We start from the raw sequence: 13,183 nt of genomic DNA on the forward strand, positions 1-13,183 counted from the left end.
CCCACGCACCACACGCACCACACGCACCAGATCGAGAGAAAGAGCGGGCATTGCACGACACTCGCCCGCAGACCTCCCTCCGCCCGGAGCACCCGGTGCCCCGCTCGCTGTCGCAGCTGGTGACGGAGTTCTCGCTCGGCCCGGTCCGCGGAGTCGAGGGCGTCGAGGTCAGCGGTGTCACGCTCGACTCGCGCCGCGTCGAGGCGGGCGACCTCTACGTGGGAGTCGCGGGACGGTCGGCGCACGGAGCGGCGTTCGCCGCCGACGCCGCCGCCTCCGGAGCGGTCGCGGTCCTGACCGACCCCGAGGGCGCGGCCCTGGCGGGCGCGTCCGGACTCCCCGTCCTCGTGACCCCCGACCCTCGCGCGGCGCTCGGCGACGTCGCCTCCTGGATCCACCGCACCCGGGAGGACGTGCCCACGCTGTTCGGCGTGACGGGCACCAACGGCAAGACGAGCGTCGTCTACATCCTGGACGCGCTGCTGCGCCGCCTCGGGGTCGTCTCCGGCCTCAGCTCGACGGCGGAGCGGCGCATCGGCGACCTCGCCGTGGCGAGCTCGCTGACGACACCGGAGGCCAGCGAGCTGCACGGCCTGCTCGCCCGGATGCGGGAGTCGGCCGTGCGGGCCGTCTCGATCGAGGTGTCCGCTCAGGCGCTCAGCCGCCACCGGATCGACGGCCTCGTCTTCGACGTCGTCGGCTTCACCAACCTCAGCCACGACCATCTCGACGACTACGCCGACATGGAGCACTACTTCGACGCGAAGGCCGACCTCTTCCAGCCCGATCGTGCGCGTCGCGGAGTCGTCACGGTCGACAGCGTCTGGGGCAGGCAGCTCGCGGAGCGCAGCCGCATCCCGGTCGCGACCCTCGCGAGCTCGCCGGTCGTGGGCGCTCCGCCCACGACCGACGCCGACTGGTCGATGACCGTGATCCGCAGCACCTCCGAGCAGACCACGTTCCGCCTCGACGGCCCGGAGAACCGCTCCGTCGAGGTGAGCGTCCCCCTGATCGGCTGGTACATGGCGGCGAACGCCGCGCTGGCGATCGTGATGCTCGTGGAGTCGGGCTTCGACCTCGACGCGATCGCGCACGTGCTCGAGGAGGGACGGCTCGACGTCTACATCCCCGGCCGCGCCGAGCGGGTGTCGGGCGATCGCGGACCGAGCGTCTACGTCGACTACGGGCACACCCCCGACGCCTTCACGAATGCGCTCGAGGCTCTGCGCGCCCTCACCCCCGGCCGCCTGATCATGGTGTTCGGCGCCGACGGCGACCGCGACACGACGAAGCGCGCCGACATGGGCGCGATCGCGGCCCGGCTCTCCGACGTCGTCGTCGTCACCGACTTCCACCCGCGCTGGGAGGACCCGGCGGCCATCCGCGCGGTCCTCGTCCAGTCGGCGGCCTCGGCCGTCCCGGATCGGGAGATCCACGAGATCCCCGACCCGCGCGCCGCCGTGCGCGCCGCCGTCGCGCTCGCGCGCGAGGGCGATTCGATCCTCTACGCCGGACCCGGTCACGAGGACTACCAGGAGATCGCAGGAGTGCACATGCCGTATTCGGCCCGAGACGACGTCCGTCAGGCCCTGCGTGAGGCGGGCTGGCTCTAGATGATCGCCCTGACCCTCACCGAGATCGCCGCCGCCGTCTCCGGTCGGCTCCACCTCGCCGGCGCGTCCTCGAACGCGTCGACCGTCGTCAGCGGAGCGACCGAGACCGACTCCCGCGAGATCGCGCCGGGCGGGATCTTCGTCGCCAAGCGCGGCGAGCACACCGACGGCCACCTCTTCGCGCCGGTCGCCGTCGAGAACGGCGCGGCCCTGCTGATCGTGGAGCGCCCGCTCGACCTCGACGTCCCGCAGGTGCTGGTCGAGGACTCCGTCGAGGCGCTCGGCGCCCTGGCGACCGAGGTCGTCCGCCGCGTGCGCGCCCTGGGCGGCCTCACCGTCGTCGGCGTGACCGGCTCGAACGGCAAGACCACGACCAAGAACCTGCTGCGCACCGTGCTCGAGCGGGTCGGCGAGACCGTCGCGCCCCGAGGCTCCTTCAACAACGAGGTCGGTGCGCCGATCACGATGCTCCAGGTGTCGGAGTCGACACGGTTCCTCGTCGCCGAGATGGGCGCCAGCGCCGTGGGCGAGATCCGCCGCCTCGTGCGGATGGCCAAGCCCGACGTCGGCGTCGTCCTCGCCGTCGGCCTGGCGCACGCAGGGGAGTTCGGTGGGATCGAGCGCACCCTCGAGGCCAAGACCGAGATGGTCGCCGACCTCACGGCCGACGACGTCGCCGTGCTCAACGTCGACGACGGCCGTGTCGCGTCGATGGCGGGCCGCACCGCCGCCCGCGTGCTCTGGTTCGGGCGCGGCGAGGGCGCCGATGTGCGCGCCGTCGATGTCGAGTCCTCGGCTGAGGGCACGCGCTTCACCATCGAGGTCACCGCCGGCGAGGGCCGCGAGGCGGGCCGGGCCGAGCTGTTCCTCCGCGTCCTCGGCGAGCACCACGTCATGAACGCCCTCGCGGCGACGGCTGCGGCGCTCTCGGTCGGCGTCCCCCTCCCGTCGATCGTCGAGGCGCTCTCGACGGTCACGCTCGCCGAGCGCTGGCGGATGCAGGTCCTCGGCGGCCCGGACGTGACCGTCGTCAACGACGCGTACAACGCCTCGCCCGACTCCACCGCCGCCGCCCTGCGGACCCTCGCGCAGATCGCGAGGCCCGGCGGCCGCACGGTCGCCGTGCTCGGCGAGATGAGCGAGCTGGGGGAGTGGGCCGACGAGGAGCACGACCGCGTGGGACTCCTGGCCGTGCGCCTGAACATCGCGCAGATCGTCGTCGTCGGCGCCGGAGCGCGCCGCATCCACGTGGCCGCCGAGCGCGAGGGGTCCTGGAGCGGCGAGTCCGTCTTCGTCGAGACCGCCGACGAGGCGTACGCGCTCCTCGAGGGCTACCTGCAGAGCGGTGACACCGTGCTGGTGAAGTCGTCCAACTCCGCCGGCCTGCGATTCCTCGGCGACCGACTCGGGGAGCGTCACCGATGAGAGCACTCCTGCTGGCCGGGGCCTTCTCCGGCGCCTTCACGCTGCTGCTGACGCCGCTGTTCATCCGGCTCTTCCACCGGCTGAAGTGGGGTCAGTTCATCCGCGAGGACGGACCGCAGTCGCACCACGTCAAGCACGGCACGGCGACGATGGGCGGCATCGTCATCATCATCGCCACCGTCGCGGGCTACTTCCTCGGGATGCTGTTCGGCAACCGGGCGGTCGCCCCCTCGGCGCTGCTCGTGCTGTTCATGATGGTCGGGCTCGGCTTCGTCGGCTTCATCGACGACTTCCTGAAGACCCGCAACCAGCGCAGTCTCGGCCTGGGCGGCTGGGCCAAGATCGCGGGACAGGTGATCGTCGCGGCGGCCTTCGCCGTGATCGCGATCATGGTCCGCGACTCCAACGGCCTGACTCCGGCCTCGACCTCGATCTCGTTCATCCGCGATCTGCCGCTCGACTTCGCCTCTCTCGGCTGGATCGGCATCGGGCTCTTCGTGCTCTGGATCTGCGTGATCGTCACGAGCACCTCGAACGGCGTGAACGTCGCCGACGGCCTCGACGGCCTCGCGACCGGATCGTCGATCCTCGCCATCGGCTCCTACGTCATCATCGGCTTCTGGCAGTCGAACCAGTGGTGCTACGACGCGCAGCTGAACCCCGAGGTCGCCGACAAGTGCTACCAGGTCAGCGACCCCTTCGACCTCGCGATCATCGCCGCGGCGATCTCGGGCGCGCTCGTCGGCTTCCTCTGGTGGAACACCTCTCCCGCGCAGATCTTCATGGGAGACACCGGGTCGCTCGGCCTCGGCGGCGCGCTCGCGGCCCTCGCGATCCTCACCCGCACCGAGCTGCTGGTCATCCTGATCGGCGGCCTCTTCGTGATCGTCACCGGCTCGGTCATCCTGCAGCGGATCTACTTCAAGATCACCCGGGGCAAGCGGATCTTCCTGATGAGTCCGCTCCACCACCACTTCGAGCTCAAGGGCTGGGCCGAGATCACGGTGGTGGTCCGCTTCTGGATCATCGCCGGCATCCTCGTCGCCGCAGGCGTCGGGCTCTTCTACCTCGAATGGCTCTCCCTGGCATGACCGATCCCGCTCTCGTCGCCCGCCTCGATGCCCTCCGCAGCTGGCACTCCGACTGGCGCGGTCTCCGCGTCGCCGTGCTCGGACTCGGCGTGACCGGGTTCTCGGTCGCCGACACCCTGACCGAGCTCGGCTCGGACGTGCTCGTCCTCGCCGATCGCGCGGACGAGCAGCGCGAGCGCCTCCTCGAGGTGATCGGCGCCCGACTGCACCGCGCGGAGCACCTCGACGCCGTTCCCGCGGAGCTCACCGGCTTCGACCCCGAGCTCGTGATCGTCTCGCCCGGCTTCCGCCCGACGCATCCGATCGTCGAGTGGGCCGTCTCGGCGGGCATCGCCCTCTGGGGCGACGTCGAGCTGGCCTGGCGGGTGCGCGACAAGGTCACCCGGGCCGACGGCACGCCCGCGGAGTGGGTGGCCGTCACCGGCACGAACGGCAAGACCACGACGGTGCAGCTGACGGCGAGCATGCTCGTCGCGGGCGGTCTCCGCGCCGCCCCGTGCGGCAACATCGGCGTCCCGGTGCTCGACGCCGTCCGCGATCCCCAGGGCTTCGACGTGCTCGTGGTCGAGCTCTCGAGCTACCAGCTGCACTACCTCGGTGCCATCGAGCCGATCGCGAGCGCCTGCCTCAACATCGCCGACGACCACCTCGACTGGCACGGCTCGTTCGAGGAGTACCGCGCGGCGAAGGCGAAGGTCTACGCGAACACGCGGGTCGCCTGCGTCTACAACCGGTCCGACGCGGCGACCGAGCAGATGGTGCTCGACGCCGAGGTGATCGAGGGCGCGCGCGCCATCGGCTTCGGGCTCGGCGTCCCCGGTCCGAGCGACTTCGGCGTCGTGGACGGCATCCTCTGCGACCGCGCGTTCCTCGAGGACCGGCGGACCAGCGCGATCGAGATCGCCACGGTCGAGGAGCTGGCGGCCCGTCACCTCGCCGCGCCCCACATCGTCCAGAACGTCCTCGCCGCGGCCGCCCTCTCGCGCGCCTGCGGCATCGAACCGGGCGCCGTCCGGCGCGCACTGGCCGTCTTCGAGCTCGACGCGCACCGCATCCAGGTCGTCGCCGAGAACGCGGGAGTGACCTGGGTCGACGACTCCAAGGCGACCAATCCGCACGCCGCGGACGCCTCCCTCCGCGCCTACCCGTCGGTGGTCTGGCTGGTCGGCGGGCTGCTGAAGGGCGTCGACGTCGGCTCCCTGGTGGCTGCCCACGTCGGCCGTCTGCGGGGTGCCGTGGTCATCGGAGTCGACCGCGCGGCCGTCCTCGAGGCATTCCGGCGACACGCGCCCGAACTCCCCGTGACCGAGGTGGTGGCGGATGAGACTGGGGCGGTGATGCAGGCGGCCGTCGAGGCCGCGGCGACTCTCGCCCTGCCGGGTGATGTCGTGCTGCTCGCGCCCGCCGCGGCGTCGATGGACCAGTTCCGCGACTACGCGGCCCGAGGCCGCTCGTTCGCGGCCGCGGTGACGACGTATCTGGGAGGAGGGGCCGATGACCGCTCCGACGACGAGCAGGCTCCCGGGTCGCTCCCGCACTGAGTCCGGCAAGGCCGCGGCGAAGGGCTCCCGGAAGGGCGGCGCCCGCACGGCGCGGATCGTGCTCTCGCGCGTCTTCGCCTCGGAGTCGCCGAACTTCTACCTCCTCTTCGGCACGACGCTCTTCCTCGTGCTCTTCGGTCTCACGATGGTGCTCTCGTCCTCGTCCGTGACCTCCTACGTCAGCAGTGACGACTCGTTCGGCGGCTTCTACCGCCAGGGCGGCTTCGCGCTGCTCGGCGTCCCGCTGATGCTGGTCGTCTCGAGGCTCCCGGTCGCCTTCTGGAAGAAGGCGACGCCGGCGATCCTCGCGGTCGGCTGCTTCTTCCAGGTGCTCGTCGTCTTCACCCCTCTGGGCTGGTCGGTCGGCGGCAACACCAACTGGATCCGCCTCGGCGCCTTCACCATGCAGCCCTCCGAGGTCATCAAGCTCGGTCTCGCACTCTGGCTGGGCCTGCTCCTCGCCCGTCGCTACCGCGGTCCGAAGGACTGGAAGGACGCGCTGATCCCGGTCGGGATCGTCGCGGGCGGCTCGATCGGGCTCGTCCTGCTCGGCGGCGACCTCGGCACGGTCGTGATCATGGCGGGCATCGTCCTCGCGGCGCTGTTCTACGCGAACATGCGGATGCGGGTCATCATCCCCATCGTGCTCATCGGCGCCGTCGGAGCCGTGCTCTTCGCGGTCTCGAGCGAGAACCGGCTGACCCGCATCATGTCCTTCCTCGGCGACTGCTCGAACATCGAGGACTACCAGAACTCGTGCTGGCAGCCGGTCCACGGCACCTGGGCGATGGCGTCCGGCGGGATCTTCGGGGTCGGTCTCGGCAACTCGAAGGCGAAGTGGTCGTGGCTCCCCGCCGCGGACAACGACTACATCTTCGCGATCATCGGCGAGGAGCTCGGCCTGATCGGTGCGATCGTGGTGCTCGCGCTCTTCGTCGTCCTGGCCGTCGCCTTCTTCCGCGTGATCCACGCCTCGACGGATCCCTTCGTCCGCATCGCCACCGGCGCGGTCATGGTCTGGCTCATCGGCCAGGCGTTCGTCAACATCGGCGTCGTGCTGGGGGTGCTCCCGGTCCTCGGGGTCCCTCTGCCGCTCATCTCCTCGGGAGGCACCGCCCTGGTCAGCTCGCTGATCGCGATCGGCGTCGTCCTCTCCTTCGCGCGCACGCAGACCGCGCCTCTCCCCGTGCTCGGCGCCGGTCGCCGCCACGGCGAGGCGGTCGCGAAGTGACCCGCTTCCTCCTGGCCGGCGGAGGCACCGCCGGGCACGTGAATCCGCTGCTCGCGACCGCCGACGAGATCCGCGCCCGCCGCTCCGACGACGAGGTCCTCGTCCTCGGCACCGCGGAGGGGCTGGAGGCGCGGCTCGTCCCGCTGCGCGGCTACGAGCTCTCGGTGATCCCGCGCCTGCCCTTCCCGCGCCGGCCGAACGCCGCCGCGCTGCGTTTCCCGGCCGCCTTCCGGTCGACGGTCGACGGCATCGTGCGGACGATCCGCGAGCGCCGGATCGACGCGGTCGTCGGCTTCGGCGGCTACGCGGCCGCTCCCGCGTACCTCGCCGCCCGGCGCGCCCGGGTCCCCTTCGTCGTCCACGAGGCGAACGCCCGCCCGGGCCTCGCCAACCGCCTCGGCGCCCGCTCCACGCCCTGGGTCGGCGTCGCCTTCGACGGCACGCCGCTCCCGCACGCGCGGACGGTCGGCATGCCGCTCCGCCGCGAGATCGCCGGACTGGATCGCGCGGCGCAGCGCGACGCGGCCGTGCGCGAGTTCGGGCTCGACCCCGGGCGCCCGACCCTCCTCGTGACCGGCGGCTCCCTCGGAGCCCGCCGGATCAACGCCACGGTGCACGCCTCCGCCCCGGCCGTCCTCGCGACCGGCTTCCAGATCCTGCACATCACGGGCGACCGCGCCGAGATCACCGACCCCGGGCTCGAGGGCTACCACCTCCTCTCGTACTGCGACCGGATGGATCTGGCGCTCTCGGCCGCCGATCTCGCCGTCTCGCGGGCCGGTGCCGCGACGGTGAGCGAGCTGAGCGCGCTGGGCCTGCCCGCGGTCTACGTCCCCTACCCGGTCGGCAACGGCGAGCAGCGCTTCAACGCGCGAGGCGTCGTCGATGCGGGCGGGGCGGTCCTCGTCGAGGACGCCGCCTTCCTGCCGGCCTGGGTCGACGCCTCCCTCGTCCCCCTGCTCCACGACGCGGCGCGGCGCGACGAGATGGGTCGCCGAGCGGCCTCGGTCGGCGTCCGCGACGGCTCCGAACGGCTCGTCGACCTCGTCGAGCTCGCGCTGCAGTCGCGCCGATGACGCTCCTCCGCGCGGCTCGGAGAACCCCTCCCGGTCACCGTCTACACTGATCCGGCGCAGGGCGCGCGGCACCTCTCGCGCCCCGTCGTCCACCCGAAAGCGAGAGCCCCGTGATCAAGCCCGACCTCGGCATCACCGTCCCCGACGAGCTCGGCTCGGTCCACTTCATCGGCATCGGCGGATCGGGGATGAGCGGCATCGCGCGCCTGTTCCACCACGCGGGCCACCGCGTCACGGGCTCCGACGTCCGCGAGTCCCACCCGATCGAGCAGCTCCGCGAGCTCGGCATCCCGGTCGCCATCGGGCACGACGCCGCGCACCTCGGCGACGCGGAGGCGGTCGTCGTCACCTCCGCCCTCTGGCAGGACAACCCCGAGTACGTCCTCGCCCAGCAGCGGGGTCTGCCGGTGCTGCACCGCTCGCAGGCGCTCGCCTGGCTCGTCCGGGGGCACCGCCTCGTCGCGGTCGCCGGTGCGCACGGCAAGACCACCTCCACCGGCATGATCGTGACCGGTCTGCTCGGAGTCGACGCGGACCCGAGCTTCGTGAACGGCGGCATCATCGAGAGCCTCGGCACCTCCTCCGCCGCGGGCTCCGGCGAGGTCTTCGTGGTCGAGGCCGACGAGTCGGACGGCAGCTTCCTCCTCTACGACGCCGCGGTCGCCCTGATCACCAACGTCGATCCCGATCACCTCGACCACTACGGCTCGCTCGAGGCGTTCGAGGAGGCGTTCGTCACCTTCGCCTCGAACGCGGGCGAGCTCGTGGTCATCTCCTCCGACGACCCCGGTGCCGTCCGGGTCTCCGAGAAGCTGTCGGGCAAGCGCGTGCTGACCTTCGGCGAGGCGGAGGGCGCCGATGTGCGCGTCGTCGACCTCGAGCTCGTCGGACCGGTCGGCTTCTCGCTCGAGTACGAGGGCCGTCGCTACTCCGCGCGCCTGCGCATCCCCGGCCGCCACAACGCCGTCAACGCCGCCGGGGCCTTCGCGGTGCTGGTCGGCCTCGGCTTCGAGCCCGCCGCGTCGCTCGAGGCGATCGCCGCGTTCGGAGGGACCGAGCGGCGCTTCGAGCTGCACGGCTCGGTGCGCGGCGTGAGCGTCTACGACGACTACGCGCACCACCCGACCGAGGTCGCCGCGGCACTCTCCGCCGCGCGGACCGTCGTGGGGGAGGGGCGCATCATCGCCGTCCACCAGCCCCACCTGTACAGCCGCACCCGGCTCTTCGCGCAGGAGTTCGCCGAGACCCTCGAGCGCTTCGCCGACGAGACCGTCGTGCTCGACGTGTACGGGGCGCGCGAGGACCCGGAGCCGGGCGTCACCGGCGCCCTCGTCAGCGGCCGTTTCGCCGACCCGTCGCACGTCTCGTTCATCGCCGACTGGCAGGAGGCGGCCCGCCGCACCGCCGAGATCGCGCGAGAGGGCGACTTCGTGATCACCCTCGGCTGCGGCGACGTCTACCGCATCATCCCGCAGCTGCTCGAGTCGCTCGGGGCGAGCGAGGGCGCCCCGGTCGCTCGATGACGGCGAGCCAGGCCTGCGGGAGCCGCGCGTGAAGCGCCCCGACGGAGTCCGGCCGGCCCGGACCGCGAGCCGCCCCGCACCGGCGGAGCCGGACGCGACCGGCGAGCCCACGGAGCCGATCCGCATCGTGTCGCCGCTCGCGGCGAAGAAGGGTCCGGCGAAGAAGAGTCCGGCGCCGAAGAGCTCGGCGCCGGGGAGCTCGGCGAAGAAGAGCCCGGAGCCGAAGGGCTCTGCGCCGAAGAGCGAGGCCCCGACGCCCGAGGCGCCCGCCCGACCGTCGGCGGCAGCGCGGGTCGGTGCCCGGCTCGGCGCGATCCGCCTCCCGGGCGGTGAGCGGCGCGACATCGCGCGAGCGGCGAGGGAGCGGCGCCGCTTCGAGCGCGGCGAGGTGCGGCGCTTCACCAAGCGCGCCCGCCGCCGGCGCATCATCGCGCTGGTCACAGCCGGATCGCTGGCGCTCCTCGCGCTCGTGGTGGCGATCGCGGCCTACTCGCCCCTGATGGCGGTCCGGACCATCGAGGTCACCGGGACGCAGCGCGTCGACGCCGCGGCGATCCAGTCCTCCCTCGCCGACCAGGTCGGCGTCCCGCTCACGCTCGTCGACCGCTCGGAGGTCGGTGCCGTCCTCGGCGCGTACCCCCTCGTGCAGAGCTACTCGGTGCAGACGCGCCCGCCGAGCACCCTCGTCGTGACCGTCGTCGAGCGCACCCCGCTCGCCGTTCTCGCGAACGCCGGTCGATTCGACCTGGTCGACGCGGCCGGAGTCGTCATCGAGACGTCCGACACCGCGCAGACCGGGTACCCGATCGTCACGACGCCCACGGGAGGGGCGTCGGGCGCGGCGTTCCGCGTGATCGCCCAGGTGCTCCGCACCGTGCCCGCGAGTCTGGCCGGCACGGTCACCGCCGCGGGCGCGACCACCGGCGACGACGTCTCGCTGACCCTCTCGAACGGCTCCGTCGTGATGTGGGGCGGCTCCGACGACTCGGCGCTCAAGGCGGTCGTGCTCGAGAAGCTGATGGCGGCCACCGATCCGGCGACCGTCGCGACCTACGACGTGTCGTCCCCGCAGGCCGCCGTGGTGGCACCCCGGTGAGCGGATCCGCTCGGCTCTTTGCCGAATGCGGGCGTGTCTGCTGGGGGCAGCGCCGCAACCCGCCTACCGTCAGACGAACCCCACATGCATACTCAGTATAACTTTAAGCCTCAACTACAGGTTTAAGGTTCAGCCCGGAGGCCGGAGACGTGACGTCAAACCAGAACTATCTCGCCGTGATCAAGGTCGTCGGCATCGGCGGTGGCGGCGTCAACGCCGTGAACCGCATGATCGAACTCGGCCTGCGCGGCGTCGAATTCATCGCCATCAACACCGACGCACAGGCGCTCCTTCTCAGTGACGCGGACGTCAAGCTCGACGTCGGACGCGAGCTCACCCGCGGACTCGGCGCCGGCGCCGACCCCGAGGTCGGCCGTCGCGCCGCCGAGGACCACGCGGAGGAGATCGAGGAGGTGCTCGCGGGCGCCGACATGGTCTTCGTCACCGCGGGCGAGGGCGGCGGAACGGGCACCGGCGGTGCTCCCGTCGTCGCGCGCATCGCGAAGTCGATCGGCGCGCTGACCATCGGTGTGGTCACGAAGCCGTTCGGCTTCGAGGGCCGCCGTCGCCAGACCCAGGCCGAGGCGGGTGTCGCGACCCTGAAGAACGAGGTCGACACCCTCATCGTCGTCCCCAACGACCGCCTCCTCGAGATCAGCGACCGCGGCATCTCGATGCTCGAGGCGTTCGCGACGGCCGACCAGGTCCTCCTCGCCGGTGTCCAGGGCATCACCGACCTGATCACCACCCCGGGCCTGATCAACCTCGACTTCGCCGACGTCAAGTCGGTGATGCAGGGCGCGGGCTCGGCGCTGATGGGCATCGGCTCGTCGCGGGGAGCCGATCGCGCCATCAAGGCCGCCGAGCTGGCGGTCGCCTCACCGCTGCTCGAGGCGAGCATCGACGGTGCCCACGGCGTGCTCCTCTCGATCCAGGGCGGATCGAACCTCGGCATCTTCGAGATCAACGACGCCGCCCGCCTGGTCCAGGAGGCGGTGCACCCCGAGGCGAACATCATCTTCGGTGCCGTCATCGACGACACGCTCGGCGACGAGGTGCGCGTCACCGTCATCGCCGCGGGCTTCGACGGCGGCGAGCCCGGTGCGCAGGCGCCGGCCCAGGTCGCGGCTCCGCGGGCGCAGCAGAGCGCGGCCGTCGAGAGCGCGGCCGAGCCCGCGCCCGTCCCGATCGCCGCCCCGGCCACCGGCTCCATCTGGTCGAGCACCCCGGTCGCCGCCCCCGCTCCGGTCGCCGACCCGTCGTTCGACGACGACGAGAGCGACCTGGACATCCCCGACTTCCTCAAGTAGTCGTGGCCGACCCGGGGCTGTCCGAGCGCTGGAGGACCGTCTCCGAGCGGGTCGCCGACGCGGCCCGCTCGGCAGGGCGGGATCCGTCCGAGCTGACGACGATCGTGGTGACGAAGTTCCACCCCGTCACCCTCCTCCGCGACCTGCTCGAGCTGGGCGTCGTCGACTTCGGCGAGAACCGGCACCAGGAGGCGCAGGAGAAGGCCGCCGTCCTCGACGGCACCGCTGCGCGCTGGCACTTCATCGGGCAGCTGCAGAGCAAGAAGGCGCGGCAGGTTCGGCGCTACGCGCACGCCGTGCACTCGGTCGACCGCCTGGCGCTCGTCCCCCTGCTCGATGTCGAGGGCGACCCGCTCGACGTGTTCCTGCAGGTCGATCTGAGCGGCGATCCCGACCGCGGCGGGGCCGCTCCCGGCGACGTCGACGCCCTGGCCGAGGCGATCGTGGCGGCTCGCGGCCTCACTCTGCGCGGCGTGATGGCGGTCGCTCCGCTGGGCGAGGAGCCGCGACCGGCCTTCGCCCGCCTCCGCGCTCTCTCGGAGCGCGTCCGCGCCATCGACCCGGCGGCCTCCGCCATCTCGGCGGGCATGTCGAACGACTTCGCCGACGCGATCGCCGAGGGCGCGACACACCTGCGAATCGGGTCGGCAATCACCGGCAATCGGCCCGCTCGCCCGTAATCTCATCACGACCCACCGTGCACGAACACCTGTGCACGATCGACCCGTGGGAGTGACGACGACACGGAGGACACTCATGGCCAACCCGCTGAAGAAGACGATGGTCTACCTCGGACTCGCCGACGAAGAGATCGAGTACGAGCGCGCCGACACCGTCGAGGCGGCCCCGGCCACAGCCCACCGTGCACCGGTCTCCCCGGTCCAGCCCGTCCCCCCGGTCGAGCAGACCCCGCAGCCCCGCGCGACGGTCACCCCGCTCCGCAAGCCCACCCCCCAGACTCCGAAGGCGACGGCACACGCCGAGATGAACGAGATCCTCACCGTCCACCCCAAGCAGTACCGAGACGCCCAGGTCATCGCCGAGAACTTCCGCGACGGCATCCCGGTCATCATCAACCTCTCGCAGATGAGCGACGCGGACGCCCGCCGCCTCATCGACTTCGCGAGCGGCCTCTCGCAGGGCCTCTACGGCCGGATCGAGCGCGTCACGAGCAAGGTCTTCCTGCTCTCGCCGTCGCACATCACGGTCGCCGGCGATTCGGCCTCCGCCGAGAGCGACGCCGACGCGTCGTTCTTCGCGAAGTCCTGACCCCGGGA

General features: G+C 72.0%; 11 protein-coding genes. All 11 read left to right on the top strand.

Annotated features, from left to right (window positions below; translation table 11 throughout):
• Positions 1-50 precede the first annotated feature (50 nt).
• Complete coding sequence (locus GSU68_RS07765; RefSeq protein ID WP_159907020.1) at positions 51-1,613, top strand: UDP-N-acetylmuramoyl-L-alanyl-D-glutamate--2,6-diaminopimelate ligase; 1,563 nt, start codon at positions 51-53, stop codon at positions 1,611-1,613.
• On the top strand, positions 1,614-3,038 hold the full coding sequence (gene murF, locus GSU68_RS07770; RefSeq protein ID WP_159907022.1) for a UDP-N-acetylmuramoyl-tripeptide--D-alanyl-D-alanine ligase: 1,425 nt from the start codon (positions 1,614-1,616) through the stop codon (positions 3,036-3,038).
• Positions 3,035-4,129 (top strand): phospho-N-acetylmuramoyl-pentapeptide-transferase, encoded by a 1,095-nt coding sequence (gene mraY, locus GSU68_RS07775; protein WP_159907024.1) that lies wholly within the window; start codon positions 3,035-3,037, stop codon positions 4,127-4,129. The genes murF and mraY overlap by 4 nt, the downstream gene beginning before the upstream one ends.
• The gene (gene murD, locus GSU68_RS07780) at positions 4,126-5,670 is read left to right on the top strand and encodes a UDP-N-acetylmuramoyl-L-alanine--D-glutamate ligase (protein ID WP_159907026.1); all 1,545 of its coding nucleotides are present in this window, start codon (positions 4,126-4,128) and stop codon (positions 5,668-5,670) included. Before mraY ends, murD begins: the two co-directional genes overlap by 4 nt.
• Positions 5,624-6,901 carry a putative lipid II flippase FtsW gene (gene ftsW, locus GSU68_RS07785; protein WP_159907028.1) on the top strand — a complete coding sequence of 426 codons (1,278 nt, stop codon included), beginning with the start codon at positions 5,624-5,626 and terminating at the stop codon, positions 6,899-6,901. The genes murD and ftsW overlap by 47 nt, the downstream gene beginning before the upstream one ends.
• Entirely contained in the window at positions 6,898-7,977 is a 1,080-nt protein-coding gene (locus GSU68_RS07790; protein WP_159907030.1) for a UDP-N-acetylglucosamine--N-acetylmuramyl-(pentapeptide) pyrophosphoryl-undecaprenol N-acetylglucosamine transferase, read from the top strand. The genes ftsW and GSU68_RS07790 overlap by 4 nt, the downstream gene beginning before the upstream one ends.
• A gap of 110 nt (positions 7,978-8,087) precedes the next feature.
• Positions 8,088-9,500, top strand: coding sequence for a UDP-N-acetylmuramate--L-alanine ligase (murC, locus tag GSU68_RS07795; RefSeq protein ID WP_159907032.1), 1,413 nt, complete (start codon positions 8,088-8,090; stop codon positions 9,498-9,500).
• Positions 9,501-9,528: 28 nt separating this feature from the next.
• Positions 9,529-10,596: an FtsQ-type POTRA domain-containing protein gene (locus GSU68_RS07800; protein WP_244259431.1), complete on the top strand. Its 1,068-nt coding sequence runs from the start codon at positions 9,529-9,531 to the stop codon at positions 10,594-10,596.
• 149 nt (positions 10,597-10,745) lie between these two features.
• Positions 10,746-11,906 carry a cell division protein FtsZ gene (gene ftsZ, locus GSU68_RS07805; protein WP_159907034.1) on the top strand — a complete coding sequence of 387 codons (1,161 nt, stop codon included), beginning with the start codon at positions 10,746-10,748 and terminating at the stop codon, positions 11,904-11,906.
• A gap of 2 nt (positions 11,907-11,908) precedes the next feature.
• Positions 11,909-12,586: a YggS family pyridoxal phosphate-dependent enzyme gene (locus GSU68_RS07810; protein WP_159907036.1), complete on the top strand. Its 678-nt coding sequence runs from the start codon at positions 11,909-11,911 to the stop codon at positions 12,584-12,586.
• A gap of 76 nt (positions 12,587-12,662) precedes the next feature.
• Positions 12,663-13,175, top strand: a complete 513-nt coding sequence (sepF, locus tag GSU68_RS07815; protein ID WP_056043091.1) for a cell division protein SepF — start codon at positions 12,663-12,665, stop codon at positions 13,173-13,175.
• Positions 13,176-13,183 lie beyond the last annotated feature (8 nt).

The sequence above is a fragment of the Rathayibacter sp. VKM Ac-2759 genome (genome assembly GCF_009834225.1).
Classification (GTDB): domain Bacteria; phylum Actinomycetota; class Actinomycetes; order Actinomycetales; family Microbacteriaceae; genus Rathayibacter.

What these genes read in the sequence shown, in the direction of transcription:
- murF (WP_159907022.1), top strand. Translation starts at nt 1,614, where the DNA reads ATGATCGCCCTGACCCTCACCGAGATCGCCGCCGCCGTCTCCGGTCGG.
- mraY (WP_159907024.1), top strand. Translation starts at nt 3,035, where the DNA reads ATGAGAGCACTCCTGCTGGCCGGGGCCTTCTCCGGCGCCTTCACGCTG.
- murD (WP_159907026.1), top strand. Translation starts at nt 4,126, where the DNA reads ATGACCGATCCCGCTCTCGTCGCCCGCCTCGATGCCCTCCGCAGCTGG.
- ftsW (WP_159907028.1), top strand. Translation starts at nt 5,624, where the DNA reads ATGACCGCTCCGACGACGAGCAGGCTCCCGGGTCGCTCCCGCACTGAG.
- sepF (WP_056043091.1), top strand. Translation starts at nt 12,663, where the DNA reads ATGGCCAACCCGCTGAAGAAGACGATGGTCTACCTCGGACTCGCCGAC.